This is a genomic window from Mucilaginibacter mali, assembly GCF_013283875.1.
Classification (GTDB): Bacteria; Bacteroidota; Bacteroidia; order Sphingobacteriales; family Sphingobacteriaceae; genus Mucilaginibacter; species Mucilaginibacter mali.
The window spans coordinates 5,556,670-5,583,266 of the sequence record NZ_CP054139.1 but is presented as its reverse complement, the minus strand read 5'-3'; the positions used below and the strand labels follow the sequence as shown (position 1 = coordinate 5,583,266).

Sequence of the window (26,597 nt, the reverse complement as noted above, 5' to 3'; positions counted from 1 at the left end):
TTAGGTTTATAGTTCCTTTAAGGCTTGGTAAGCCTGGTCAATGGTCAGGTCAATATCCGCTTCGGTATGCGCAGCACTAATATAGCAAAGGCCGCGGCCAATTATGCGGATGCCACGGTTATGCATGGCGGCAATAAATTTGCCTAGCTTAGCCTTATCCGTAGCTAAAGTACCCCTGTAATCGGCTATTTCATTAACATCTGTAAAGGCGATGTTGAACATCGGCCCCGGGCCTTGTACCAGCATTTTGTGGCCCGTTTTTTCGGCCGCGGCTTTCAGCCCGGCTATGAATTTTTTACCAAGGGCGAACATCTGCTCGTAAGGCATTTCCTTTTCCAAAACTTCTATGGTTGCCAATGCTGCTGCTACGGTAGCATTGCTGGAGTTCATGGTGCCGGCATGGATCACTTTTGCCGATTCGATCAAACCCATCCATTCGCGGGTGCCTACAATGGCGCTGATGGGGTAGCCGCTGGCTATGGCTTTGGCAAAAATGGCCATATCGGGCTTAATGCCGAAGTACTGCTGCGCGCCGCCCAGCGAAAGCCGGAAGCCGGTGATCACTTCATCCAGTATAAAGGCCATGTTATATTCGGTACATAAAGCCCGGATGGCTTGCAGGAAGCCGTCTTTAGGCATAATGCAGCCGTTATTGCACATCACCGGTTCGGTAATAATGGCGGCCAGTTCGTGATGGTTTTTTTTTACCGTTTCCCGCAACAGTTCGGCATCGTTCCATGGGATGACAATAAATTCATCGCGTGTGTTTTGGGCCAGGCCGGCCGTCCAGGGGAACACCTCCGGTTCTTCTCGGCTGCCCAATGCCTCTGCTGATGGTGTTGAGATGCCCCAGCAAACGTTATCCAGCCAGCCGTGGTAATGCCCCTCAAAACGCAGGAATTTTTGCTTACCGGTTTTGGCGCGGGCTACCCTGAAAGCCGTATGCACCGCCTCCGAACCATCCAAACAAAAACGCATCAGCTCGGCAGCTGGGATCAGTTGGTTGATCTTTTCGGCCAGTTCAATTTCGCGGATATGCTGCCCGGCATATAACTGCCCCGGCGCCGAATATTCGGTAATAGCCCGCATCACGTAAGGGTGCGAGTGGCCAAGGATCAGCGGGCCCTGGCTCAGGGTGAAATCGAGATATTCGTTGCCATCTACATCATACACCCGGCTGCCACTGCCATGCGTATAAAACAGGGCATGCGGGTGGTTATACTTCCTGAATTCGGAAGAAACACCACCAGCCAGAACCTTTTTTGCCCGCTCTAATAATTGGGCAGACTTGTCATATTTTCTAATTTCCATTGATAAGCGCTACGTCTTTTTTTAGGATGAAACTAATATTCTTTCTTTGCGGGAATAGCTAACCGGGTACGATGCCGCCAGGCGGAAGATCTCCTCGTTAAACACGGCGAATGCTTCTTCCCAATCTTTGGCCTCGCGGGGGCTGTAAGTATACAGCCCGTTTAAGTTTTGTATACCGCGGCCGTTTTGGGCTACAATGTCGCCCATTACTTCGGGTACATATTCGGCGTTTGATAATTGCGGGAACAGCTTTTTAAACATCACCGCGTGGTCTTCCCAGCCGCAATAATCTATCCGCCTGAACAAGCCCATCAGCGTGATCCACGATCCTACATCATATCGGAAGGCCTTGTCCGCATCCTCCATATTGGTTTTGCCGTTATCTATCAGGTGGAAGATCTCGCGGTAAACGGCATACATCAGGCGGTTGGTGATAAAGCCTTTAATATCTTTTCTGAGCAGTGTCGGCTCCTTTCCCCAGCAATGGGCCAAAGCAAATACCCAGTTGGCATAATTGGTATCGGTAACTTCGCCGCAGGTGATCTCCAAAAAACGGGTAGCGTAGGCCGGCTCGGCAAAGTGTATACCGATAAATCTTTCAGGCCCGGCCACCAGTTTTTGCAAAATGGTGATGGCAATGGCCGATGTATTGCTGGATACGATTGTATTACCGGCAACCACATCGGTTATCTTTTTATAAACCTGCTTTTTAATGTTGATGTCTTCGATCACGCACTCCATCACCAGGCCGCAATTGGCCAGGATGTTATAGTCCATGCTAATTTCCAGCATATCCAGGCAGTGAGGGATGGTTTTGGGCAGCAAGCCGGCCTGATCGCAATTGATCAGCTGGTCTTTTATCCGTTTTTTAGCATTCACAAAATCGGCCCCGATAGGCGCGATAGCCTTAACCCTGTGGCCCGATGCCAGCAGGCATACAATGATGCTGCTCCCCATCAGCCCAATCCCAACTACCCCAACTTCAATATCCGCAGGATTTTTTAGTATGCTCATTTATTTGGCTGGTATTTTAACAATGCAATCTATCTCCACCTTCAAGCTTTCGGCCAGTACCGATTGCACGGTTGTGCGGGCCGGCTTTATCCCGGTAAAATAGGTGGAGTAAACTTTGTTATAACGGTCGAAATCGTTGATATCGGCCAGGTGGACGGTGCATTTCACCACATCCTCCATTGTAGCGCCGGCAGCGCCGATAATGGCTTTAATGTTATCCAGTGTGCGCGTGGTTTCTTCCTCTATCGTCCCCAAAACAAATTCGGAGGTTTTAAAATCAACCGATGCCTGGCCGCTAAGGAACAGCAAGCCATCAACCAGTACCCCATCTGAATAGGCGCCTGTATCAAAACCCGACTGGCGGTCGGGGTGAACGATCTTTTGTTTATTCATATATCCTTTTATTTAGCGTTAATAGCCGTGTAATATTCCTGTTATCCTGTAAATCAAAAGTAAATCCGGGCGTAGTACTTTACTATTACTTTCGTACCTATTACTAATATTATCTTTCACAATTAGGCCGTCAATCTGGGTTATTTAGAATAAATACATTAATGTTGTATTAATAACCAGTTAATAATTGAATGAAGGCAATTGAACAAAGGCTGCCGCAGGATTTTGATAAATCGTTTGTGGTGTTTCGCGAGACGGGGAAGTACTTTCCCTGCCCCTGGCATTTCCATCCCGAATTTGAATTGGTATTGGTTTTAAAATCGACCGGCCGCCGCATGGTGGGCGATCATATTGGTTATTTTAACGATGATGACCTGGTTTTTATGGGATCGGGCATACCTCACGTTTGGATAAATGACCCCGAGTTTATTAATGGCGAAGCGGATTACCAGGCCGATGCCATTGTGATCCATTTTATGGATAGCTTTTTAGGCGAAAAGTTTTTAAGCATCCCTGAAATGGAGAATTTTAAGAATATCCTGCGATTATCTTCAAGAGGGTTGGCCTATTACGGCGAAACCCGCACCCGCATTAACACCCTGATGAAAAATATGGTGACCATGAGCGGCTTGATGCGGCTATCGGCCCTGTTTGAAATATTTGATATCCTGGCTACCTCTACCGAATATGAACTGCTGGCCAGCCCGGGTTATACGCAGGTAGAGTTAAAAGCATCCGACCGCTTTGGCAAGGTGACCGAATACATTATGCGCAACTTCGATAAAGAGATCACCCTGCCCGAAGTAGCCTCGATAGCCAATATGGCGGTAACTACATTTTGCAACTTCTTTAAAGACCACTTCAGGGTAACCTTTGTAGAATACCTGAATACCGTACGCATAGGCTATGCCTGCAAGCTGCTGGCTGATGACGGCTATAATATTGTGGAAATAGCCTACGAAAGCGGTTTTAAAAACCTGGCCAATTTTAACCGGCAGTTTAAGCGCTTTAAAAACATGACCCCGACGGAGTTTAGGAAGACGATTGGGGTATAAGTATTAGTAATCAGCAAATTCGTAGTAGATAGTACGCTAAACTGCTGGTAATTTTGATGTGTCAACGCACCTTGTCATTTCGAACCCTTGACGCGGAGGAAACAGCTGGGAAAGGGTGAGAAATCTTATACGATAGGCATTCTCTTTCACACTTGAAACTAACCGCATAAGATTTCTCCTCATCCCTTACGCACCGCCGCCGCTGATTCGTTCGAAATGACAAGGTGGGAAAATCCAATAAACCCATTATGAATTATACCCGAATTGCGGTTACCCCCGTTACCCACATTGGCTGGGGAGCCGTACAGCACTTGCTTACCGAGGTGCAGCAGTTTGCTCCGCAGAAAATACTGATCGTGGCCGATCCTATACTGAAGCAGATCGGCGTTGTGGACAATGTTATTAAACCCATAGCCGATGCAGGTTACCTATACGATATTTATACCGATATCATCCCCGAACCCCTTTTGGCAACCGGCCAGCAGCTGGTTGATTTTGCAAGGGCGGGCAATTATTCACTGGTGATTGGCATTGGCGGCGGCAGCGCATTAGACCTGGCTAAACTGGCCGCGGTTTTCACAGCCAACGATGGCGATGTTAAAGATTACCTGAATTTATCAGGCTCAAAAAAATTACAGCAAAAAGGCATACCAACCATCCTTATCCCCACCACATCAGGCACCGGGGCCGAGGTAACCAATATCTCGGTACTGGCGCTGGAGCATACCAAGGATGTGATCAGTCATGATTACCTGATAGCCGATGTTGCCATTGTGGACGCACAACTTACCGTAAGCGTGCCACCCAAAATTACCGCCGCCACCGGCGCCGACGCGCTTACCCATGCCATCGAGGCTTATATTTCTGTCAATGCCAACGCTTATTCGGATGGGTTGGCGTTGCAGGCCATTAAGCTTATCAGTGGTTCGTTAAGGGCGGCGGTGGCCAACGGCAACGATCAACAGGCCCGTACCGATATGGCTTACGGGAGCTACCTTGCCGGGCTGGCATTTTTTAATGCCGGGGTTGGGGCCATCCACGCGCTGGCCTATCCGCTGGGTGGGCAGTTCCACATCGCCCATGGCGATTCGAACGCGGTGCTGATCCCTTATGTGATGAGTTATATCCGCTCGTGCTGTTTTGCTAAAATGGGCGATATTTACGCGGCGATGGGTGGCGATGTAAGCGGCATTGGCCCGGAGGAGGCATCGGTAAAATGCATATTCGCTTTGGTTAATTTGCTGCGCGATATTGGCATACCACCTACCCTTGCCGGGTTTAACGTACCCGCATCGGCATTGGAACAATTAACCGCCGATGGTGTTAAACAAAAGCGCCTTTTGGCCCGCTGCCCGATGGCGCTAACCGAAACAGATATTTCAAACATCTACAAAACGGCCTTTTCAGGCGAGTTGGCCATTTAACAAAAGATACATGAGCATACAAGCCATTAACCCGGTAAACGGAAAAGTGATAAAAACGTATAAAGCGGATACCGAGCAAGCCGTTACCCGCAAAGTTGAACAAACGCATAAAGCCTGGTTAAGCTGGCGCGAAACCACCTTTGCCCAACGCGCCGGAATGCTTAAAAAACTGGCCGAAAACCTGCGTAGCCGAAAAGACGAACTGGCGGCACTGATGGCTAAGGAAATGGGCAAGCCTTTAAAAGACGGCGTGGCCGAGATTGAAAAATGCGCCTCGGTTTGCGATTACTATGCCGAAAATGGCGCCGCCTTCCTTGCCGATAAACCCATTAAAACCGATGCTTCAAAAAGCTATGCCAGCTTTCAGCCCATTGGTGTGGTGCTGGCCATTATGCCCTGGAATTTCCCCTTTTGGCAGGTGTTCCGCTTTTTAGCGCCTGGATTGATGGCAGGCAACTGCGGTTTACTGAAGCATGCCTCGAACGTGCCCGGCTGCGCTTTGGTGATTGAAGACCTGGTGAAAACATCCGGCTTCCCGCCGCATGTTTTTCAAACGTTAATGATTGGCAGCAAGGCCGTGCAGAATGTCATCGCTCATCCATTGGTTAAAGCCGTTACGCTTACCGGCAGCACCGAAGCCGGCATTAAAGTGGCGCAGCAGGCGGGCAGCCTCATCAAAAAAACGGTACTGGAATTAGGCGGCAACGACCCCTACATTGTGTTAGCCGATGCCGATCTGGAAAAAGCCGCGCAGGCCTGCGCCAGCAGCCGCCTCATTAATAACGGGCAAAGCTGTGTGGCGGCCAAAAGGTTTATCCTGGTTAAATCTATAGAAAAGGAATTTACCCGGCTGTTTAAAGAAAAAATGATGCAGAAAAAAACAGGCGACCCGTTTGAAACCGGCATAGACCTTGGCCCTATGGCCCGCGCCGATCTGCGCGATGAACTGCACGAACAGGTGCTGAGCAATATAAAAGCTGGTGCCAAATGCATCCTCGGCGGTACCATCCCAGCCGTGAAAGGTAATCATGCTTTTTACACGCCAACTATACTTACCGGCGTTAAAAAAGGGATGCCTGCCTATTCCGAAGAGATCTTTGGACCGGTGGCCCTGATCATTTCGGCCCGGGATACCGAACAGGCCATCAGCATTGCCAATGATACTTCGTTCGGCCTGGGGGCGGCGGTGTTTACCCAAGATGGTTCGCTGGGCGAAGAGATTGCACGTACCCAATTACAGGCGGGCTGTTGCTTTGTGAACTCGCTGGTAAAATCCGATCCGCGATTGCCGTTCGGCGGTGTTAACCAATCGGGCTACGGCCGCGAGTTGAGCGAGTTTGGCATACACGAGTTTGTGAATATTAAGACGGTGTATGTGGGGTAGAGAATGCATCGCCTGTTAGACTCACCCGGTCGTTGCTTCGCTCGACCACCCTCTCTTCGCTGCGCGGAAAGAGGGATGTAGTAACAGCTCACGAAGTTTAAACTTCATAAGCTAAAAAACTTTGCTCCTACCCTCTTTTCGCGCAGCGAAGAGAGGGTCGACCAGCGCAGCGCAGTCGGGGTGAGTCAACAGTTCTACTGATTAAACATCCGGTTCAGCACCGCCGGATAACTATCGCCCTTGATAGTGCCCTCGCCATGCATTTTATACCCAAAGGTGATGCTGTCGCCAAAGCAAACAATGCTGCTTACATCGGGGTAGGTATTCACAATGGCCTGGTACACCGCCGTGCCAATTACCTTGTAGCCGTTGGCCGTTGGGTGTACACCATCGTTAATATTAAAATTAGGCACGTTCTGAAACAGTGATTCCTTATCCTCGGTCGAGCCGCCGCAGGCTAATAGGATCCGGTTCAGGTCTATCAGGTGGCACTTGTTTTTGGCAGCCAGCTCACGCACCACCGCGTTAGCCGAATCTACCCGGGCCTGCGGGCCATCGGGGGCATAATGCGACTGATCGACACGCTGCTTTAAATACTCCACATTGATGGGAGGGGTGGTCATCAGCATCAGTTTCGAATGTTTTTTGATGATATCGATCAGCTCCTGGTAATGCTTTTTGTATTCCTGCACGGTAAGGATGTTGCGCAGGTTCAGCATGTCGTTGGTGCCGATCATCATCACCACCAGCTGCGGTTTTTTGGCAACCACGTCCTTATCTATCCTGGCTAAAAGTTCAACGGTATTATTACCATTATAGCCTGCGTTAACAATGGTTACACGGTTTTGCGCGCCGGCGACCGAAGCTGTCGTCATAAACAAAATAAAAATGATGGTTAAAAATTTCATATTAAAGCTATGCTATCAAACCGGGTTACCATGATGTCCAGCCACCGTCAACAAACAGGTTTTGCCCGGTTACGAAGGATGCCGCATCCGACAGGAAGAACGCTACCGAACCCGCTACCTCGTGTTGCCTGCCAACCCTGCCCATGGGCACCTTGTAAGCCAACCGTTCGGTAAATTCCGGGTTCTTTTCCTGCGCCTGCGGGCTTGGGAATGGTCCCGGCGAAACACAATTAACCCTAACACCTTTTTTAGCCCAATGCACGGCCAGGTAACGCGTCATCTGCACTATGCCGGCCTTGCAAACGCCGTATTCGATTGGGTTGATGTTCATCGGCAGTTCGTACACACGTGGATCGGGCGATACCGATCCGTACATGCTGGAGAACAGCACGATACTGCCACCTGTACCCTGCTCCATGGCTATACCAACCTCGCGGGCAAGCATAAAGGTAGCGGTTAGGCTGTTATGGGCTACATCATCAAAATCCTGTTCGGTTAAATCGGCAAAATGTTTGGAGGTAGACCCGGTGGTCAATATCACCAAACCCTGCAGTAGGCCCCGTTCTTTACATTGCGCGGCAACAAAAGCTTTTACGGCTTCGCCGTTGCGCACATCAAGCGCTATAGGGGTAATGTTGGGATTGTCCAATGTCTTCGCGAATTGCTGAGCACGGTCTTCCAGATCGATGCATAAAACTTTGGCACCGGCTTTCAGTAATAGTTCTACTGTGGCCTGCCCCAAATAGCCCGCGCCGCCGGCTACCCAAATATCCTTGCCGGCAAGGCTTAATATTGTATTCGTTATTTCCATATTAAATGCTGCGTTAAGCGTTCAGGCCGCCATCCATTAAAATATTTTCACCATTGATATATTCGCCCGCTTTTGATGCCAGCAGCACTACCAGGCCCTTAATATCATCGTTATTGGCCATGCGCTTCAGCGGCACTTTTTTAGTATAGTTTTCTAAAAAGCGCCCGGGCTGGTTATTAAACAAGCCACCGGGACTAATACAGTTCACCCTGATATTTTTCCCGGCATAATTTTGTGCCATAAAGCGGGTAAGGTTAATAAGCCCGGCGTTATGGAAAAAGTAATCGGGCGGCAGGCTTTTAGGCATATCGGTACCCTCATAGTTAGAGTAATCAGGCCCAAACATCCCCATCATGGAACTAATATTGATGATCGATCCCCCGTCGCTGTTGCGGGCAATCAGTTCGCCCAGTTCGCGCAAAATATCCATCATCCCGGTGGCATTCACCTGCATCGATTCGGCAAATTGTTCTATCGGCGCGTAGTAGCCTTTCATTGGCCGCGCTACCGAATTATTTACAAAGCCATCCAGCTTGCCAAATTTGTCGATAATGTTTTTGCTCAACGCCAAAACCGAATCATGATCGGCCTGATCTACCTGCAAGGCATGCACATCCAACCCTTCCTTACGAAAGTTAGTGGCCACTTCTTCCAGCTTCTCCAAATTGCGCGAAGCAATAATTACCGTGGCGCCTGCTTCGGCCAAGCCCTCGGCAATACATTTACCGTAATTGCCTGCCCCGCCCGATACCAGGATCACTTTACCCGTAAGGTCAAATAATTGTTTAACGTTCATTTTTTAGTTAATGATGATCTTTTTGCCGCCCTGTTTTAAACTATCGTTTCCGGCGATCAATGTTTTAATGATCTGTTCTGTTTTGGCGAATTCCAGCCTTGGCTTACCCTCTTCAGCCGAGCGGATAAATTCGATAATATTATCGCGGAACATGGCGTATGAGTTTTTGATATCTACCAGTTTCCAGTTTTGCTGCCCGAAGATGGATAGCTGGAACGTGCCCGAAATATCCATCATCAGGTGGATGGTAGCCTGCAAGCCGCCCTCAAAATCTATCTTTACAATGGCAGCATCTTCACGGCCAACGTTGATCACGCTTAACGGCCTCGGGTCATCCATTATGGAGAATATAGCTTCCAGCATGTGCATGCCGTATTTGGTCCAATCCTTTTTACCAACGGCGGTAATGAGTTCTATTTTACCCATGTTAACCAGGTCGCTTTTGGCAGCCATACATTCGCCCGCATAACGCATGGATGAGCAGGACATGATGAATTTGCCTTTTGCTACTTCGGCTTTGAAATAATCCAGGTCTTCCTGTGTATCGCACAGCGGCTTATCAATAAACAGCGGGATGCCGGCATCGATAAAAGGTTTGGCCATTTCCCGGTGATTTTCGGGGTCATCACGACAAAGCAAAACAGCGTCTACAGCGGCTATCATTTCTTCGGCGTTTTCCACTATGTTTTCGATGCCGCCTGTGAGGGCTATCTGCGCAGATAATTCCTTATCCTGGGTTAAAACGTGGGTTACCCGGGCATTTGGCAAGCCTAATGTGGCCCGGTTAGCCTGTAAATAAGCGGCTACGGCCGGATAGCCCAGGTTGGTAATGGCCTGCGCGTTAAACGTGCCATTAATAATAGCCGACCAGGAAGAGGGGTGCGCATTCCCCGGGCTCATGCCGATGATACCAAGTTTTATCATGTTTTATAAATATACAATTTCGCCGGTAAGCTTAATGGCGATAGCACCAAATCTCGGTTTATATACTTTAGCATGATACTATTTTCTTCTATGATATTGGTATTATTTTACCGCAGGATAGTGTAGGTTAAACCGATTCAAGTTCAGCAAAAATCTCCGGGGAATAAAATTGCATCGCTTTAGCAACAAGGTCGAGCTGTTGGGCCGATCGCCCGCCAACCAATACCGAATAGGTTTGCGCTTGATGCAAGGCCCAGGCCATGGCCAGCAGTTCGGGTGCTTCACCGGTTTGCGCGGCTACCTGTAGTAGTTTGTTTAATCGCTTATTAGCCGCATTGTTAAAATAAACATCCTGATGGCCCGGCATGATATCGAACCTTGAATTTTGGGCGACACCGTTTAAATGCTTTCCGGTTAAAAATCCCGCGCCCAAAGGGCTGTACGTAATGATGCGGATCTCGTTTCCTGCACACAGCAATCTCGTTTCAGGGGTGATATCGCTAACAGCCAGGTTATGGTTGTTTTGGATATAACTTAATTGAATACCCAGATCTTGCAACCTGTTAACCGAATTACTTAACTGCTCTGTATTGAAATTACTTACGCCAATAGCTTTGATTTCGCCACCTTGCTTCAGATTATTCAACATCAGCCAGGTATCATTGCTGATGCTTGCATCCCAGCGGTGCAGGTACATGATATCTATCGTATCAACCCTTAAACGTCTCAGGCTATCTTCAACCGATGCTAAAACTTGTGCGGGATGATAAGGCGGTAATATTTTAGTAGCGATGCTGATCTCTCCGCTTTTTACACCACGATCCGACAGCCATTCGCCGATAATGGTTTCAGAAAGACCATTGCCATAGGCGGCAGCGGTATCGAAGCTTTTAATGCCGATGTCCCGGGCATGATCCATCAGCGCGAACGAGGCTTCCTTATCAATCTCCCTGCCAAACGTTACACAACCCAACCCGATGTTTGCCGCCATACTTCGGTATTATTGAAACCAGTACGAATATAAATTACCGCCCAGCAGATGGAAGCGCAGCTTTATTTCCCGGCCCTGTAGTTTGGATACATCCGTGCCGCCATTCCATTGTACCGTAGCGGCATATTGATCTTTAGTGATAGCTTTGGCCTGGGTTAATTTATAGCCGTCGATAACCGCGCCGTCTTTATCCAGAATCTCCACCATTAAGCTGCCGCCGTTATCCAATTTGGCATTTATTTTAAGCTGCCTGCCGGTAAACGTAATGGTTTTGGTGAGCACCTTGCCCGTATCGCTGCCGCCATTGTATAACGATATGAAACCATCCCTGCGCCAGGTGGCTTTGGCAATGCGGGCCTGCTGCACCATATTGAGCGCATTACCGCCATGCGGCAGGTTCATGGCGCCGTAGTAAACGGTCATCCCGCGCTCATCAACCTGCATATTGCTTGATGTATAGAGCGTGCCATCGTCCCAGGCCCCGGCTTTGCCAAGCGGGATAACCGGGTCGCGCACCGGGCGGCTCCAATGCCTGAGGTCGCGCGATGAGGCTACCTGCGGCTGTATTTTGCCATCGCCGGTTACGGCAAACACGCCCGAATTATACGTTGCAATATCAAAAAACCACGGGAAACCGATATAAATACCCTGGTACGGATAAACCGGCATGCCGTAAACATTAGCCTCGATGCCGCCCCTCGACATTACCAGCCGGTCATCCTCCGGGTCGCCTTCTACCGCCAGCGAAAATGGAGAATTGGGCTGATTCGGCGCGTGCCAGTTGATAAAATCGGTACTTACCGAAACAAAGGCCGCCCTGTCGTTTTTACCCGGCGTTACGCTGGTATTGCTCACCAGCATGCGTTGCTTGGTGGTGGCTATGAACAACTTCTTCTCCCTGTCGTACGCCACGTTAGATACATCGCCATAGGGTAATACCGGTTTGGGGTAATGCGTCCAGTGCAAACCATCGGGCGAGAAGTAAACGTTGTAGCCAAAGTTCTCCTTGATCTCCCCATCAAACGACATCATTTTGTACCGCCTCGATGCGTCTTTATCATCGGGGTCGTACACCACTGTTCCGCCGCCAACGCGACAGATGTTATTAGCCTTACTGCCGTTATATTCCACAATGCCCAGCTTAGGCTTCACCCAGTTAATGCCATCCTTACTGGTGGCATAGCAAACAAAATACTTCCCGGCCATGTACGCGCAGTACCACATGCGGTAACCGGTGCCGGCAGGCTCATCTTTTAATACCGTGCCATAAATATAGGCCGATGTTCCCTCCCATGGCTCGGTAGCTTTGATGAGGATGTTTGATTTTACGCCGGGGTTTACCACGCGTTGCACGTCAACCATTTCGGCAACGCGGTAATCATCCATAAATAATTCGCGTACGTTGTTTTTTAGCGCGGGATCATAATCAACCCGGCAGGTTAGTGAAATATCATCCCAATAGGATACCCCGGTTTCCTTTAATCCCGTGTAAATGGCAATGGTAACATGGGTGCATTTATCCGGCGCATTCAGCTCTATTTTTACCTGCTGCCAATCAGCAGTTGGCTCAACCGTTGCCGATTTGGAAGCGATAGCCACATTGTTCTGGTCCCAAAATTCCAGTTTGATGGCTGCGGGTTTACCGCTTGATGTTTTTACCCAGGCAATGGCATTATACAAACTGCCGGGATCGGCTATTTTCTTTTCCGTGCGCATCAAAATATTGCTAATGGCGGATGTATCAGCCACTTTTAAGGATTGATCATCCTTATTAACCCCATGCCTTTCTGTGCCGGAAAGTGTGGCCGTTTGCAAACTGGTGCCCATTACCCAGTGCGTAGGCCGCTGTAGGGGGTCGCGCGACATGAAATCGCCGTTAAGGATCATATTATTGTTAGGCACAACCACCTGCGCACTGCTGATGCCAGAGATGGCGGCCAGCGTCAAACAGCAAATAAAAAAGTAAGTATTAGCGATCTTCATTTTCAGAATTCTTCAAATTCATTGCCGTTGATTTCAGTCAACGGAATAGTGAACACAGAGACTGGGCTTTAGCCAAACCTCATCTGAATAAATTTGGCTAAAGCCCTTATATTTCATTCATTATTCCGTTGACTAAAGTCAACGGTAATGAATAACATCTTTAATAGTTTCTTAAAAAAACTCGGGCAGCAAATCCTTGCATATCGGTCTCATTCTCTTAATCTCCGCTTCATCAATCCAATGGTACGGCCATCTTAACCTGGTACCCACATTGCACCAGCCACCAATAGCGGCCAAAAACTTATCAATAGCCTGGTCCGAATACCCTTTTTCGGTAATATAAGGGATGATGTATTTAAAAATAAACTCCTGTATCCGGCCCTGCATTTCCAATGCTTTATCCATATCGGTCAGCATGGTCTCATACCACAATTGCGCAGCTTTGGGATTGATGCAGGCTACATTTGAATATGAACCGTTAGCGCCAAAACCAATACCTGTTGCCAGCTTATGCCCCGGCGTAAACAGCGACAATTCAGGATTCAGCGTCTTCATTTTTTGATACCATTCCTTATCACCTCCGGCCAGCTTGCAGCCGATAAGGCTGATGCCTGCTTCCCTGATCTCTGCGAAATCCTCCGGGTTTAGCTTCTTTTTCGAATGCCCCGGATTGTACAGCACAAGCCCGGTGGGAAAAACTGTTGCCGCCATCAGCTTCAGGTAATCAATTACTTCGGGCATACCGGGCGCGTACCAATCGGGCAGGATCACCTGTATGGCGCCGGGCTTTAAATGCAGCACGCGTTTCAATCTTTCCAGCGATATTTTAGGGCTCATGTGGCTGCATCCCAACTGGAAAGGCATACCGGCCCTGTTGCACTTTTCGGCCACCATCTGGCTGATCCGGTCGAACTCCTCCTCAGTTTGATTGTAAAATTCGCCGGCCGTGCCGTTGGTGTAAATGCCGTTAACCCCGGCAGCTATCAGCAGGTCTATTTCATCCGACAGCTTTTCGTAATTGATGCTGTCGTCATCGTTAATAGGCAACAATACCGTTGCCCAGTTACCTAATAGCTGCCCGGCGGTTAAGGCTTCCATCAGGCTTTGTTTACGCTGATGTTTACCTTACGACCGTAAGTGTAGCGGCCCTCTTTGCCGTTCCAATGGCCAAAGTCGTACACCACAAAAAGTTCGTTGTTTTTAGGCGTTTCCTCTACGCACATGTAATGGGTGGTATCAATGCCGGTAGTCAGGCGTGTCACCTGGCTCCAGGTATCGCCGCCGTCTATACTGAATGCCAGGTAGTTGCCGTTCCACGGGTAGGTAGGTATCGTCCAGCAGATCTTGGCACCAATGCGTACACCAAAAGCAGCTACCAGCACACCGCTGCGCGTCTCGATCAGGTCAGGGTCAACCACCGCGCCGATCAGTTCCGGAGAATCGGGGGTGATCAGTACGCCTTTGCGTTTCACATCCTTAAACAAGTCGGCCCAATCGGCGGTTTTATATACGTCGATACCGCCGAAAACTACAGGTTTGGCTTTTACCCATGTTTTACCGCCATCATCCGAGTGTGTAGCGTATAGTTCGTACCCGCTACGGATATGGCAGATCAGCCGGCCTGCCCTTTTTCCTTTTGATACCCGTACAATCACCGGTTCGCCCATGCCTTCAGTTCCGGCATGCACATCGTCAGAGACGGTGGATACGTAGGTCCAGTGATGCCCCTTGTTCTTTGATTTGAACAGCATCACCCTCGTGCGCTTCATATTCGGCTCGTAGGTTGATTTGGCCTCGTCGCCTTTTTGCCAGCCGTAAATAGTGGTGAGCAGGTCGCCGTTGGGCAGTTCGATCAGTCGGCGGTGCAAACGCATGGCAATATGCGGGCGGCCGCCATCGTCGGACGAACCATAGAAATCGGCATTGGGCATATCGAACGTAATATCGATAGGGCCCTGCAAGGTTTTATAATCATCGGTTGATATGTACATCAAACCGGCACCGGTATCGGGTTTATCGCCGGGTATCACATAAGTTTCTAATCCGATGATGGTACCATCTTTTAGTTGCGCCATAGCGCCTTCCAGATCAAGGCCGTTATCGCCCTCTTTCAGCGGCACTTCCGCCCAGTTTTGGCCGCCATCTCTTGAAACTACGGTCTTCATGGCGAAGGGGTAATAGATCCGTTTTTGCGGGAGCGGCTTTTTAGGTAATTGCGACTGCACCACGATCGTACCTTTTTGCGTGCACAGCATGGATGGTTGCAGGCCCTCAGGCATCACCATTACTTCCTCGCCGAAAGTGAGTTTGATGCGCTTATCGGCCTTTACGGTTTGCGGCGTGTTGCGCTGTAGTTCAAGCGCCTGCCCGTGATAGTTTGACGCGGCAAAGCTGTTCAGCTTCATCAGTGGGATGCCGGCCAGCAGCAGCGACGCGTTTTGCAAAAACCTGCGGCGTGAATTATTGTAGTTTGCGTTTTCCATTTTGATTAGGTTATTGTTTTGTGTGTGATTGCTATTTATTGTACAAATAATGCGGGTATTGCCACTGCATATTGGCCGATATTTTAATGGTATCGTTTTCCTGCGTAAACTTCTTCAGCCTGTCGGGGAAGCGCAGCGGGTCGTCGGTATCCTTTTGCCATTTAAAGATCTGGTTCAGCAGGCGCTGCTTTATCGCGGCGTATTTCGGGTCGGCCGACAGGTCGTTAAACTCCCATGGGTCCTTCTCCAGATCGTAAAGCTGGGCCTTGGCCGGGTGCAGCCAATCATTATACATTTTTTGGATGGATGCGGTGGCATTGGCCAGTTCGCTAAAGGTCGGGCTGCCCGCAATGGCATCCCCATGCTTTTCGGCCGTATATTTATCAGCCGCCCGGTTCTTCGTATCCAGCAGCGAATAGATCACCTTGTAACGTTTATCCCGTACCGCCCGGCGGGGGAAGTACATGTCGGTCTCATCACAATTCTTCTCGGTAAACAGGTATTCGCGGAAGGGCATGGCCGGGTTTTTAAACAGCGGCATCAGGCTTTTGCCGGTAAGCCCTGGCGGCACGGGTAAACCGGCCACATCCAAAATGGTAGGCATAATATCTACCGACGAGATCAGTGCATCCGAAGTTATTCCGGTGCTGATCTTCCCCGGCCAGCTTACCATAAAAGGCACTTTGTTTGATGCTTCGTAATTATCAAACTTACCCCTCGCCATTTCGTCGCCATGATCGGACAAGAAGATGACCAGCGTATTACGCTCCTTGCCCGAGCCATGCAGTTTGGCCATCAGTTCGCCCACGCATTCATCAAGCCGGGCCATGCAGTTGTACAGGCTGGCCGTGTATTCGCGTATCCGCTGATTATCGAAACCGATATAGGGGAACGAAACCACCTCTTCGGGTGTGAGCACTTTTTTAGGCCGCCCCTCTACCTGGTTTTGGAATGGCCAGTGGGTATCAGGGAAATTTACCATCAAAAAGAAGGGTTCGTTACCGGCGGCCATAAATTTATCGGCATATTCCGAGTAGCGGATGAGGCCTTTTTTATTGTAATTCGGGTCGGTTATCGGGTGGTAATCTATCGGAAAAATGGTATCAGGCATTACATGCAGCTTACCGATCATCCCGGTGCGGTAACCCGCTTTTTTCAATATCTGGTAAATGGTAGTAACCTGGCCCACGTAATGAAAGCCGTGTGTAGTTAATCCCAAATGCCCGCTTTGATGCGGATACAGCCCTGATAAAATGCTGCTACGCGACGGGCTGCACACCGATTCGGTAACGTAAGCGTTTTTGAAAAGAAAGCCATCTTTAGCGATCTGATCGAGATTGGGCGTTTGGATCACCTTATCGCCATAGCAGGATAGGTGCGGGCCGTGATCTTCGGATACGATGAGTAAAATATTGGGCCTGCCATCAGCTTGCTTCTTCTTTGTGAACGACAAGGCCAGCGTAGCGAGCACCGCTACCGCCGCAACAATACCAGTTATTTTTTTACTCATCATGTTAAGTATTTAAGGTTTCCAAAAAGTTGAGCCCAGGAAGTATTTACCAAACAGGTTGAAGTAATACACGGTCATCACGCTGCCGTCTTCAAACTGAATGGATTCCGGGTAGCCGACATCCCAGTTGATAAAATCGTTACGTAATTGCACCTCGGTTTTAATATCCCAGGTTTTGCCGTTATCGCTGCTGAAGCAGGCCCTTACACCTCCCGGCTCGGTATGACGACCGGGGCCTTCACGTACACCATAGGTGGCCATTACCCTGCCATCCTTTAGTTGTATCAAATCAACCGGGTGGCCTATCATATCCGTCCGGTTAAGCGGCGCCCAGGTTTTGCCGTCATCATCCGAATAGGTCATCCAGATATTGTTTTCGTCCTGCTTGTTGCGCATGCCGGCCACAATGCGGCCTGTTTTGGTGCGGGTGATGCCTGGCTCTACAAAGCCATCGTATTTGCCGCCGGGGTCGTCAGCAATGGTAGATAAGTATTTCCAGCTTTTGCCTTTATCAGTCGATTTCAGCATTACGGAAGCAATATTTTTTGAATCGCCATGATTGCCGTAGCCGATCACACCCATCAGGATAGAACCGTCGGGCATTTCAATAGGCGCGTCGGTTGGCCCTTCTATACCCTTAAACGGCATCCCGGTCAGGTCGATAGTCGTCATTTTCGACCAGGTATGGCCATTGTCCGTCGAGCGGATCAGTTCCGAACCTAATCGGGGTTTATCAGTTGGCGGCAGTTTGCCTTTGCCCTCCCAGTTGTAGGTACCATCAACAGTGTAATTATTGTTGTAGAACATGCTCACGAGAATGGTGCCATCCCGCAATTGTATCCCGCAGCCTTCGCGTTCATCCAGATCTTTTACACCACCTATCACTTGTTTTTCGCCCCAGGTTTTGCCACCGTCTTTACTGCGCAGCATAATCACATCGCCATCGTTGGCAAAGTGTTCGGTAGCCTCGCGGGCCATCAGCAGGATATCGCCATTTTTTAGTTTGATGATATCGGCCGGATGGATATGGCGGTAGCCGTTGGTATAGATCACATTATTGCGGTATTTATCCGTACCCAGCATTTTGCTGTACAGTTGGGTAGCCAGGATATGTGTTTGCTCGTTCGCTACGTTGGCATCCATACGCAGGGCATTGATCTGCCCCTGTAACGACGCGATGGTGGCTGCCTGTAAAACATCACGATAATGCTTGATCATGAACCAGCCGTTGTGCCAGCGCTCAAAAGGTAATATCTCCACTTCTATCAGCGCGGCTTTACCGGCTTCCACGGCCGATGCCGGTACGCTTAACTGGTAGATGCCGCTGTTGCCGTTCAAGCCAAATTCGCGGTGCGCGCCGGTATAGGGGAACTCTACACGTTTAGAGATATATTTCAGTTCGTACGCCCCCTCGTGCCAGGTATAATCCTTCATGCGGCCAAGGGTAAATGTGAGCGCATAATGACCGTTTACTGTTAGGCGCACCTGGGGGCCAACGGTAATTTCGGAGGGCAACACACAGGTGGCCGCGATGAACGAAAAGGTGGTAGCCACCTTCTCGGGCACTATGCCCGTCTTCCACGACAGGATATTCTTTTTCATTTGTTCGGGCGCCCACCAGCCGGCGGTCATATAACCTTTGGTCATCCCGCGAAAGTCCATCACCGGGCGGCTGCGGTTGGCATCGTAGTGGAATGCCACGGTGTCGAAGCCCTCCACCTGCTGTTTAGTTTGGGCGGATGCTGCTGTACAGATGAGCAGGAACATGGAGAAGGTAAATATCAATTTGTTTTTCATATCAATTTCTATTTCAAATCGGCCGGGGCTAACTGGTTTAATAAAGGCTGCCCGCCGGTTAATCTTTGTACATTCTGAATAAAAATATCCCATACCCGCTCCAAAAACTTCGGGCTTAAACTCGAACCCGAAATATGCGGCGTGAAAATCACGTTGGGCATGCCCCACAATGGATGTTCGGGCGGGGTGGGATAGTAGTAATGCGTATCTAAGGCCGCTCCTGCTATCCAGTTGTTTTTCAAGGCTTTTATCAGGGCCTGCTCGTCAATCAGCGGGCCGCGGGCAGGGTTGAGCAGGTATGTGGTCGGCTTTAACAGTTTCAATTCCGATTCGCCGATGATGCCCTGGTTGGTATCAGTTTGCGGCATGGCGATGATCAGGAAATCGAGACCTTTTAGAAACGTCTCTTTTTCATCCATCAAAAAAACCTTATCCGGGAGCACACCTTCCGGATCGCCGGTGCCCTCAACACTGTAAATATCGGTACGTGGTTTTACACCGCCTCTACTCAGCACATGCACGGTCATCCCCAAAGCTTTCGCTAACCGGGCGGTCTCACGACCGATGCCGCCATACCCCCAGATACCTACTACACTACCGCGTATCTCGCGCTGAAAGCGGGCCGGGCGGTCCCATACGGCATTATCCTGGTTATGCATCATACCACGCATATCGCGGGCAAGGTTAACCATCATGGCCACATTCCACTCGGCAATGGGCACATCAAAAACGCCGAGAGCGTTGCTGGCTTTTATATTCCGTTCATTCAGCCCGATGCCGATCAATTGCTTGTATCCCGCCGAAGCGATCTGGATAAATTTCAACTGTTCCATCTCCGCATGGTTTTCGGGCGGGAAGGTACAGAACAGCACATCGGCACCGGCTATCAATTCCTTATCTAACGACCTTACCCGCTCCTCGGGCGATCCGACCAATTTGATATTTACACCCGGTATTGTCTCCAGCTTTTTAAGCGAAGCCCCATGCACGGGCATATCAATTAATATGTTGATCGATTCCATGATCTACCTTGTTAAAATTTTACCCGGAACGCTGTTAAACTCACCCGTACCCCGCTCAAACGGGAAACGTTTGAGCGTTGCTTCCGTCAACTCGATACCTAAACCTGGCTTTTCGGGCGGCAATACATAGCCGTTTTTTATTTGCAGGCTATCGCCGATGAGTTCGTTGTGCAGCGGACCGTAGGCCGGGGCAACTTCCAGTATGGTGGTATTGGGGCAAGCAAAGCCGCAATGTATATTTTGCATTTGCGATGCGCCCGCGCCCCAGGCATGCGGGGCTATTTTACGCCCGGTTTTATCTAAACTGGCGGCCACGTGCATAAACTGATCTAAGCCGGCGGTAAACGATGCATCAGGCTGGCCGATATGGAAGCTATCCTGATCAATAAACGTCTGCCACTCGCAAACGGCGGTTAAGCATTCGCCGCCGGCAATGGGGGTGCTGGTGTTTTTACACAGCTGGCTGTACAAATCGGGACGGGTATAATGCAGGGGTTCTTCTAAAAAGTATAGATCATAAGGTTCAAGCGCTTTGGCTACGGCCAGGGCGGTATCATATGTCCAGGTGGCTACGCTGTTGCCCATGTGGGCGTCCATCATCAGCCACAAGTCGCTGCCAAACTGCTGGCGGATGTAGGCGATCTTGCCCGCCTCAAAATCGGCCGCGGCGGCAGGTTCGGATGGGATATCGAAACCCTTATCTTTATAATAAGCGCCCGCGCCAATCTTTACGCCGTTAAAACCCTGCGATTTATAGAAATCAATTTTACCGGCCAGTTTATCTAAAGGATAATTGCTGGGGCCGCCAGTGGCATAGCATGGCAGCTTTTCATGATGGGCAGTACTGCTAAAACCGTTTTTCCATTTTTGCTGAAGCAGTTTCCAAACCGGCAGGCCTTCTTGTTTGCCTTTCAAATCCCACAGGGCGGCTTCGATACCGCAAAGCACGATGGCGCCCAAGCCTACCCGGCACCAAAAATTGCCGCAGTGGTACATCTTGTACCATAAGCCGGGGATGTTGTCAACGTTATTACCTACCAGTATGAGTTTAAAAAACTCCACAATTTCGGGCACGGCTTCGGGGCAGAAATAACCGGCGTAGGTTTCGCCAATGCCTGTTAAGCCGCTGTCGGTTTGTATCTGTATAAATGCCGCGCTGCGCACCTTGCGCGCCTCGGAAAGATAGGGGTCGTTAGTGCACGGACCGGTAAGCAGGATGGTTTTAACGTCGGTAATTTTCATTGGTTACAGGCCCGGCCGGAATGATAAACAGGTGGCCGGGGGATATACCAAATCTAAATTATTGGCCTAAGTTTAAGTAATACTTTAATTTGGATTGATAATACTTTCTTTTGGAATATGCGCCCGGCGGGATGATGCAGGATCAATGGTGATCTGCCGTATTTTAATGGCTTTCCGCACCTCGTCGGAAGCATTTTTAAAATTAAAATCGGAGTAAACCACGAGGAAAGTATCTGAATTTATAGCTATTAAACCGGTATAGCCGCAGGATACCTGGTCTTTTTCCGTAGCGTAAGGTAACATCTCAAAAGCATCCGACCATGTTTTCCCGTCCGCTGCAAAACGCAGCTGCACACCCGGCCTGCCGGAAGATAGTACCAGTATCCCGTTTTTTAGTTGCAGTAATTGCGGTAATACACCGTTGGCGCTAAAGGCTTTGGGGGTAGTCCAGGTTTTGCCCCAATCCTTTGAATAAGCGGCATACATAGGGCCATTGCCATTACCATCGGTAGTGCGGCTAACGCAGATGAAGGTGCCATCGGGTAAAATTTCAAAAGCAGGTTCGGTAAAGCCCATCCGCTTGTTGCCTTTGGCATCGGCAAGGATATCGGCCTGGTACATCAGCCTGCCCTGGATGTTCCATGAATGCCCGTTATCTGTGGAACGATAGAAGAATACATTTGATTTGGGCACCAGCTTCCCCTCATCATTCACCAACGTGCCGGGGTAAACGCCGGCTATCAGCGAACCATCGGCCGCCACATGCATATCTCCCCACCAAATTACCGGCAGCAAACCGGCTGTGGTGTGCCGGGCGGCATTGGGGTCGGCAAGGGTTGCCTTTTCATCTTTCCATTCGGTTTCGCCTTTCTTCAAACGTTTCAGATACACCGCCTGGCAATCGGCAGGCAGATCGTTAAGCCGGTAATAGCTGGATGTTTCTTTGGTATAAGTATTTCCCTGTGCCGACGTGAGCACCGGTTTGGGCATCTTCAAATTTTTAGTATCGATAGGTTTGGGTGTGGCAATTTCCAGCCTGTCGCCGTTTGGCAACAGCACATCGCCGGTGGTTTCGGTATGTTTTTGCAATTGCCAGGTCTTGCCGCCATCGGCAGAGATGGCCGCGCCCGAACCCTCCATGCCATAAGCCGACATGGCATCGGCCTTCATGTTCCATTTTACCTGCAGGCTGCCATCGGGCCGGGTACCAATATGCGGGAATTGAAAAAAGCCCCATGGCTGGGGCTTATCTGCCACACTGATGATGACAGGCTGATTAAACTGAATATTAAAAACGCTCTTATTATCGCGATTGTAAGAAACTGCGGCGGCATCATAAACCGGGATTCCCGGACTGAAAGGGATGGGCGATGTTTGCCCCGGCATCCCTTCTTCAACAACCTGTACGTGTGCGCTGAATTGCTTCTTCGCTGTACTGCACGAAAACACCATCCCACTCAACAATAAAAATAACGCTGTCCTCCTCATCGCTCCTGATCTGCTAATTAAGGTGTTAATATCGAACCGATAATGTTTAAGATGCCATTGGTAGTTACTACGTTACCGGTAGCGACGGTTATCGAGGCCGCGTTCGACGGGCCTTTTACCTTATAACCACCGCTGGTATTAATGGTAAGGTTGGTGCCTGATAAAGATGCAACTGTACCGCCCTCGGCAATGCTGATATTATTAACACGCTTAGGTACAATGTGCAGCTTCAGTATCGCTGCCAAAACAGTCGGGCTTTCCGCGTTGATGGCCGCTACGTTGGCATAACCCGCTGCTATTAAACCCGTATTGTTAACGGCGAATACGGTGTATGATGAATTGCCCGATAGCATATTGGTGTAATTAAACTTCGGATCGGCAGTGCTGGCGCGCGCTATAAGCGCGGCAAACATAGTTAAGGTAGCGTCGGAAGTGATACGATCTAAAGTATTCGTAGTAACCGGTGCAGGGAAAAATCTGCCCACCACATGTAAAACCCCATTGTTGGCTGTAAGGTTACCACCGGTGGTGCTAAAGTTAATACCGTTAGCAAACCACGATGTTACCTTATTAGCGTTTTGAGTAACATCAAAATAAATATTGGTGCCATTATAAGCTTTCACGGCAACACTGTCGAAAGTGCTGGTTAGTTTTGTGCCTTGTATCATTTGGTATTTGAGCAGGTTGCCCAAAACATCAGGCGCGGCGGCTTGCACGGCGGCCACACTGGCATACCCGGCATTGTTAAACGCGTCGTTAGTAGGCGCGAATAAGGTATAGGCATCGGTGCCCGAAAATAAAGCTGTAAAATTGGTGCTGCCTGTACTTGCCCTTGTAATGGCTGCCGCCAGGTAAGTAAGTTGCGCCGCTACCGTGGTTACACCAACGTTGTAGGTATTAATTACATCTAAAATGGTTGGCTTATCATAGATCATCCGGTTAATGGTATTCAAATACCCTCCCGTAGTGGCCAGGTTAGTGTTAAGGATATCGCCTCCATCAAGATAGTAAGTGCTTCCACCTTTTTGTACATTGATCTTCCTGCCGCTAAGTGTAGTGAGGGGCGAGGTTGTTGCTTTCACATCGATCTTGCCCTGTACAATGTGGTTTTTTACCAGTATGGCCAGGTCGGCATTGGTCATGCTGTTGATGTAGGTAGCCGTATACCCTACCGAAGAAAAGGCCGTGTTGTTTGGCGCGAATACGGTATAGGCATCGTTACTGTTCAGCAAGTCGGCCAGTCCGGCCCGGTCTACAATACCTTTAAAGGTAGAGAAGTTGTTGTCGTTACTGATCAGCACGTATGGCGTAGCGGTACTGGGCGGATAATCATACGATGATATCTTTTTGCAGCCCGCCAGCCCAAGCAGGCAGGGCAATATCATGATCGCTAATATTTTGGTAATGCTTTTTTTCATTGATCGTCAGATTAAAAAACTATTTAACTGTTATCGTAAATTCCTTTGTCGTCAGCCTGGTATCCCACTTATTGGCGTTAATAGCCTCGAAGGTTACCGTATAAGTACCCGCTGTGGCATAGCCCGGGAAGGTGTAAGTGGTCAACCTGGTTGTAGGACTGGCCTTAATATTGGTACCCGATGCCCGGATCGCCCGGTCGAGCTGTATGGGCTGACTGATGATCCAATCTTCGTTATCATCGGCATTAATAGCGCCACCTGTAAATGTCAGTGCGGTGGTGTTGTATGTCCAGTTATTGGCAGAATTAGCGATACTCATTACACCCCAGTTGGTGGTCGACAGCGAATTGGCTATCGTAGCAATGGTGGTTACCGTACCATCGGGCGCCGTGTTGGTGATGGCAAGGTTCTTGATGGTCCAGGTAGGCTGGGCAACGGCGGCATCCTTTTTGGCTACGTATTTAAATGCCAGGTAAACCGGGGTGTTTGGCTTCATCTGGTCAGTCAGATCAACCAGGCCCGAAGCGGTGTTATCCACACCGGTTGAAAGCGTAAACTTCGCGGTCAGATCGTTCCAGGTTGCTTTTTGAATATCATCCGGGTTTAAAATATTATCGTAATCGGCCGACATTAATACCTTAAGTGTATTAGCCTGTGTGCTGGTTCCCGAACGGAAGGACGTAAACTGCATTTGCGGCTTGCCGCCGTCAATAGTCAGCCTGTCTTTGTTTTTATATTCGGTATTAACGGTTGATGTATTGATGCCCGAGTAAAGGGTTACAATATCGGCCGTGCCGCTGAAAGTGTAAACAATCGGCTCGTTTACCGCATAGCTGGTTTTATCAACCGTTACATCAAAATTAGGCGTATCTATAGCCTGCTTTTTGCAGGATGATAATGCGCCCACCACAACAAGGCCGGCAACCAGGCATTGATATATATGTTTCAAGTTTGTTCTCATGTTTTGATCGTCTTTTTACAGATGGTAATTACCAGCCCGGGTTTTGTTTAAGCAATTTGTTGTACTGAAGCTCGGAAGTTGGGTAAGGCCATAGCAGATCGCGGTCGGTAACCTTGGCTAAATTCTGTACCGCGAAATAAGCCTGTCCGCTGGAGCCGCCACGGTTACCCTCGGCAGGAGCAGTGGGGTCGGTAATGTCTGATAGCAAGGCTTTTATCGTCGGCACAAATATGCCCCAGCGTATCAGGTCCTGCCTGCGCAAAGCTTCTCCGGCCAGTTCCCTAAAGCGCTCCATTTGCAGTTCCTGCTGAAAGGCGTCTTTGGTCATGCCGATAGGTTCATCCGCCTCGGCAATATTTGTAGCGCCGGGCAGCATTTTACCCCAGGCGCGCTCCCTCACCTGGTTGATGCAGGAATAGGCCAGTGCTGTAGGTCCGTTGATATAATTTTCGGCTTCGGCCATCATCAGCAATACATCCGAATAACGCACCACCGGCCAGTTGATTGGCGATTGTTGCGATGCCGCGTTTGGCAGCGGCGCCCAGTACAACCTGAATTTGGCAAAATAACGCTCATAAAGCATGTTAGACGGCCAGTAAACTTTGTTGGCTTCGATATCCGCGTCTGAGTTTGGCGCGCTTGGGCCTCCTTTCCACTGGAAGGGTGCGCAGGTAAAATCGCGGCGCAGATCTTTTGTACCCGCCGTTGCGAAAGGCCCGTAGGCCAGTATCAGTTTACGGGTTACATTGTACTGGCCAACCGATGAACCAAAGGGCACATTATTATTCTTGATGCCATCTAAAAAGCCGATGCTACCCGATGGATTGGAGTTACCCGAAACATAGTTAAAATCGATCTCCCAAAGCGATTCTTTTTTATCGATAATGCCGGCAGCATAGTTTTTAAACACCTGGATAAAATCAGGGTTTAACGAATGCAGCCTTGAATCGATGATCTTTTGTGTCCAGTTCTTTACATCCTGGTATTTAGAAACATCGTTAAGCGGGTAGCCCGTCATGTTAAGGCAAACACGGGCCAATATAGCCTGTACGGTGGTTTTGGCCGCATAGCCTGCACCGCCGTAGTTTGACACCGTTGCAGCCGGAACCAATGCCTCGGCCTCGGTCAGATCTTTTAACACCTGCGCGTAAACATCCTTAATTGGTGTTGCGGCCAGGTTTACGTCGGTAGCGTCGGTAGTGGGGGTTAATCGCATGGGTATCGGCCCCCATTCTTTAACCATTTCGTAGTACAGGAAGCCGCGCAGGAATAAGCCCTCGCCTTTTATAATACCGCGCTGGCTTTCATCCATCGGCACGCGGGGCAGGTTGGCCAGTAAAATGTTAATGTACTGAATGGTTTGGTACATATAGTTCCAGCGGGTTGCCCATTGCGTATCGGATGCCGGGATACCTAAATTGGCCGGGAACGCCGCCGACAGGTTAGTATAAGCATCATCGGTGGTTTCGTAACGAAACTGGTAGTAGCCTCCGTACATCTCTCTTTTGGTAAGCATTTGCCAGGCAGCGCCTAAAGCCGCGGTGGCGTCTTCGGGCTTGGTAAAAAACTGGTCGGGCGATAAAAAGTCCTGCGGTTTGGTATCTAATATTTTTTTACACCCGCCGGTGCTGAGCAGCGTGATGGTGATTAAACTTATTGCAAATATCTTTTTCATATCTTGT

At 49.4% G+C, this 26,597-nt stretch carries 22 protein-coding genes; 3 read left to right on the top strand and 19 right to left on the bottom strand.

Annotated features, from left to right (window positions below):
• Positions 1 to 6: 6 nt before the first annotated feature.
• The 3 genes from HQ865_RS23710 to HQ865_RS23700 are packed head-to-tail and all read right to left on the bottom strand — an operon-like array spanning position 7 to position 2,718.
• Positions 7 to 1,311: an aspartate aminotransferase family protein gene (locus HQ865_RS23710; protein ID WP_173417291.1), complete on the bottom strand. Its 1,305-nt coding sequence runs from the start codon at positions 1,309 to 1,311 to the stop codon at positions 7 to 9.
• Positions 1,312 to 1,332: 21 nt separating this feature from the next.
• Complete coding sequence (locus tag HQ865_RS23705) at positions 1,333 to 2,325, bottom strand: 3-hydroxyacyl-CoA dehydrogenase family protein (protein WP_173417290.1); 993 nt, start codon at positions 2,323 to 2,325, stop codon at positions 1,333 to 1,335.
• Positions 2,326 to 2,718 carry a RidA family protein gene (locus tag HQ865_RS23700; RefSeq protein ID WP_173417289.1) on the bottom strand — a complete coding sequence of 131 codons (393 nt, stop codon included), beginning with the start codon at positions 2,716 to 2,718 and terminating at the stop codon, positions 2,326 to 2,328. It lies immediately after the preceding gene.
• Between the two features lie 191 nt (positions 2,719 to 2,909).
• Between HQ865_RS23700 and HQ865_RS23695 the strand changes: the two genes are divergently transcribed.
• The 3 genes from HQ865_RS23695 (at position 2,910) to HQ865_RS23685 (ending at position 6,581) form a co-directional block, all read left to right on the top strand.
• Positions 2,910 to 3,773: an AraC family transcriptional regulator gene (locus HQ865_RS23695; protein WP_173417288.1), complete on the top strand. Its 864-nt coding sequence runs from the start codon at positions 2,910 to 2,912 to the stop codon at positions 3,771 to 3,773.
• Between the two features lie 248 nt (positions 3,774 to 4,021).
• Positions 4,022 to 5,197, top strand: a complete 1,176-nt coding sequence (locus tag HQ865_RS23690; RefSeq protein WP_173417287.1) for an iron-containing alcohol dehydrogenase — start codon at positions 4,022 to 4,024, stop codon at positions 5,195 to 5,197.
• A 10-nt stretch (positions 5,198 to 5,207) separates the two neighbouring features.
• Positions 5,208 to 6,581: an NAD-dependent succinate-semialdehyde dehydrogenase gene (locus HQ865_RS23685; protein WP_173417286.1), complete on the top strand. Its 1,374-nt coding sequence runs from the start codon at positions 5,208 to 5,210 to the stop codon at positions 6,579 to 6,581.
• Positions 6,582 to 6,775: 194 nt separating this feature from the next.
• Here HQ865_RS23685 and HQ865_RS23680 read toward each other — a convergent pair whose 3' ends face one another.
• The 16 genes from HQ865_RS23680 to HQ865_RS23605 all read right to left on the bottom strand — a co-directional run bounded on the left by HQ865_RS23680 (position 6,776) and on the right by HQ865_RS23605 (position 26,590).
• On the bottom strand, positions 6,776 to 7,489 hold the full coding sequence (locus tag HQ865_RS23680) for an SGNH/GDSL hydrolase family protein (protein WP_173417285.1): 714 nt from the start codon (positions 7,487 to 7,489) through the stop codon (positions 6,776 to 6,778).
• 25 nt (positions 7,490 to 7,514) lie between these two features.
• Positions 7,515 to 8,300, bottom strand: a complete 786-nt coding sequence (locus HQ865_RS23675; protein ID WP_173417284.1) for an SDR family oxidoreductase — start codon at positions 8,298 to 8,300, stop codon at positions 7,515 to 7,517.
• A gap of 13 nt (positions 8,301 to 8,313) precedes the next feature.
• A complete protein-coding gene (locus HQ865_RS23670) occupies positions 8,314 to 9,096 on the bottom strand; it encodes an SDR family oxidoreductase (RefSeq protein ID WP_173417283.1) in 783 nt (260 codons plus the stop codon).
• A gap of 3 nt (positions 9,097 to 9,099) precedes the next feature.
• On the bottom strand, positions 9,100 to 10,020 hold the full coding sequence (locus HQ865_RS23665; RefSeq protein WP_173417282.1) for a Gfo/Idh/MocA family oxidoreductase: 921 nt from the start codon (positions 10,018 to 10,020) through the stop codon (positions 9,100 to 9,102).
• Positions 10,021 to 10,147: 127 nt separating this feature from the next.
• Positions 10,148 to 11,011 carry an aldo/keto reductase gene (locus tag HQ865_RS23660; protein ID WP_173417281.1) on the bottom strand — a complete coding sequence of 288 codons (864 nt, stop codon included), beginning with the start codon at positions 11,009 to 11,011 and terminating at the stop codon, positions 10,148 to 10,150.
• Positions 11,012 to 11,020: 9 nt separating this feature from the next.
• A complete protein-coding gene (locus tag HQ865_RS23655; RefSeq protein ID WP_173417280.1) occupies positions 11,021 to 12,994 on the bottom strand; it encodes a carbohydrate binding domain-containing protein in 1,974 nt (657 codons plus the stop codon).
• Positions 12,995 to 13,165: 171 nt separating this feature from the next.
• Positions 13,166 to 14,092, bottom strand: coding sequence for a dihydrodipicolinate synthase family protein (locus HQ865_RS23650; protein WP_173417279.1), 927 nt, complete (start codon positions 14,090 to 14,092; stop codon positions 13,166 to 13,168).
• The gene (locus tag HQ865_RS23645) at positions 14,092 to 15,477 is read right to left on the bottom strand and encodes a sialidase family protein (protein WP_173417278.1); all 1,386 of its coding nucleotides are present in this window, start codon (positions 15,475 to 15,477) and stop codon (positions 14,092 to 14,094) included. Before HQ865_RS23645 ends, HQ865_RS23650 begins: the two co-directional genes overlap by 1 nt.
• 31 nt (positions 15,478 to 15,508) lie before the next feature.
• A complete protein-coding gene (locus HQ865_RS23640; protein ID WP_173417277.1) occupies positions 15,509 to 16,987 on the bottom strand; it encodes a sulfatase family protein in 1,479 nt (492 codons plus the stop codon).
• A gap of 12 nt (positions 16,988 to 16,999) precedes the next feature.
• A complete protein-coding gene (locus tag HQ865_RS23635) occupies positions 17,000 to 18,784 on the bottom strand; it encodes a sialidase family protein (protein ID WP_173417276.1) in 1,785 nt (594 codons plus the stop codon).
• 8 nt (positions 18,785 to 18,792) lie between these two features.
• Entirely contained in the window at positions 18,793 to 19,806 is a 1,014-nt protein-coding gene (locus HQ865_RS23630; RefSeq protein ID WP_173417275.1) for a D-2-hydroxyacid dehydrogenase, read from the bottom strand.
• 3 nt (positions 19,807 to 19,809) lie between these two features.
• A complete protein-coding gene (locus HQ865_RS23625) occupies positions 19,810 to 21,048 on the bottom strand; it encodes a mandelate racemase/muconate lactonizing enzyme family protein (protein ID WP_173417274.1) in 1,239 nt (412 codons plus the stop codon).
• An 84-nt stretch (positions 21,049 to 21,132) separates the two neighbouring features.
• On the bottom strand, positions 21,133 to 22,536 hold the full coding sequence (locus tag HQ865_RS23620; RefSeq protein ID WP_173417273.1) for a sialidase family protein: 1,404 nt from the start codon (positions 22,534 to 22,536) through the stop codon (positions 21,133 to 21,135).
• 17 nt (positions 22,537 to 22,553) lie between these two features.
• Positions 22,554 to 23,954: a fasciclin domain-containing protein gene (locus HQ865_RS23615; protein ID WP_173417272.1), complete on the bottom strand. Its 1,401-nt coding sequence runs from the start codon at positions 23,952 to 23,954 to the stop codon at positions 22,554 to 22,556.
• A gap of 19 nt (positions 23,955 to 23,973) precedes the next feature.
• A complete protein-coding gene (locus HQ865_RS23610; RefSeq protein ID WP_173417271.1) occupies positions 23,974 to 24,903 on the bottom strand; it encodes a DUF5017 domain-containing protein in 930 nt (309 codons plus the stop codon).
• A 40-nt stretch (positions 24,904 to 24,943) separates the two neighbouring features.
• Positions 24,944 to 26,590 carry a RagB/SusD family nutrient uptake outer membrane protein gene (locus tag HQ865_RS23605; protein WP_173417270.1) on the bottom strand — a complete coding sequence of 549 codons (1,647 nt, stop codon included), beginning with the start codon at positions 26,588 to 26,590 and terminating at the stop codon, positions 24,944 to 24,946.
• Positions 26,591 to 26,597 lie beyond the last annotated feature (7 nt).

Coding starts and splice junctions, on each gene's coding strand:
- HQ865_RS23710 (WP_173417291.1), bottom strand. CDS start 1,311: ATGGAAATTAGAAAATATGACAAGTCTGCCCAATTATTAGAGCGGGCA.
- HQ865_RS23705 (WP_173417290.1), bottom strand. CDS start 2,325: ATGAGCATACTAAAAAATCCTGCGGATATTGAAGTTGGGGTAGTTGGG.
- HQ865_RS23700 (WP_173417289.1), bottom strand. CDS start 2,718: ATGAATAAACAAAAGATCGTTCACCCCGACCGCCAGTCGGGTTTTGAT.
- HQ865_RS23695 (WP_173417288.1), top strand. CDS start 2,910: ATGAAGGCAATTGAACAAAGGCTGCCGCAGGATTTTGATAAATCGTTT.
- HQ865_RS23690 (WP_173417287.1), top strand. CDS start 4,022: ATGAATTATACCCGAATTGCGGTTACCCCCGTTACCCACATTGGCTGG.
- HQ865_RS23685 (WP_173417286.1), top strand. CDS start 5,208: ATGAGCATACAAGCCATTAACCCGGTAAACGGAAAAGTGATAAAAACG.
- HQ865_RS23680 (WP_173417285.1), bottom strand. CDS start 7,489: ATGAAATTTTTAACCATCATTTTTATTTTGTTTATGACGACAGCTTCG.
- HQ865_RS23675 (WP_173417284.1), bottom strand. CDS start 8,300: ATGGAAATAACGAATACAATATTAAGCCTTGCCGGCAAGGATATTTGG.
- HQ865_RS23670 (WP_173417283.1), bottom strand. CDS start 9,096: ATGAACGTTAAACAATTATTTGACCTTACGGGTAAAGTGATCCTGGTA.
- HQ865_RS23665 (WP_173417282.1), bottom strand. CDS start 10,020: ATGATAAAACTTGGTATCATCGGCATGAGCCCGGGGAATGCGCACCCC.
- HQ865_RS23660 (WP_173417281.1), bottom strand. CDS start 11,011: ATGGCGGCAAACATCGGGTTGGGTTGTGTAACGTTTGGCAGGGAGATT.
- HQ865_RS23655 (WP_173417280.1), bottom strand. CDS start 12,994: ATGAAGATCGCTAATACTTACTTTTTTATTTGCTGTTTGACGCTGGCC.
- HQ865_RS23650 (WP_173417279.1), bottom strand. CDS start 14,092: ATGGAAGCCTTAACCGCCGGGCAGCTATTAGGTAACTGGGCAACGGTA.
- HQ865_RS23645 (WP_173417278.1), bottom strand. CDS start 15,477: ATGGAAAACGCAAACTACAATAATTCACGCCGCAGGTTTTTGCAAAAC.
- HQ865_RS23640 (WP_173417277.1), bottom strand. CDS start 16,987: ATGAGTAAAAAAATAACTGGTATTGTTGCGGCGGTAGCGGTGCTCGCT.
- HQ865_RS23635 (WP_173417276.1), bottom strand. CDS start 18,784: ATGAAAAACAAATTGATATTTACCTTCTCCATGTTCCTGCTCATCTGT.
- HQ865_RS23630 (WP_173417275.1), bottom strand. CDS start 19,806: ATGGAATCGATCAACATATTAATTGATATGCCCGTGCATGGGGCTTCG.
- HQ865_RS23625 (WP_173417274.1), bottom strand. CDS start 21,048: ATGAAAATTACCGACGTTAAAACCATCCTGCTTACCGGTCCGTGCACT.
- HQ865_RS23620 (WP_173417273.1), bottom strand. CDS start 22,536: ATGAGGAGGACAGCGTTATTTTTATTGTTGAGTGGGATGGTGTTTTCG.
- HQ865_RS23615 (WP_173417272.1), bottom strand. CDS start 23,954: ATGAAAAAAAGCATTACCAAAATATTAGCGATCATGATATTGCCCTGC.
- HQ865_RS23605 (WP_173417270.1), bottom strand. CDS start 26,590: ATGAAAAAGATATTTGCAATAAGTTTAATCACCATCACGCTGCTCAGC.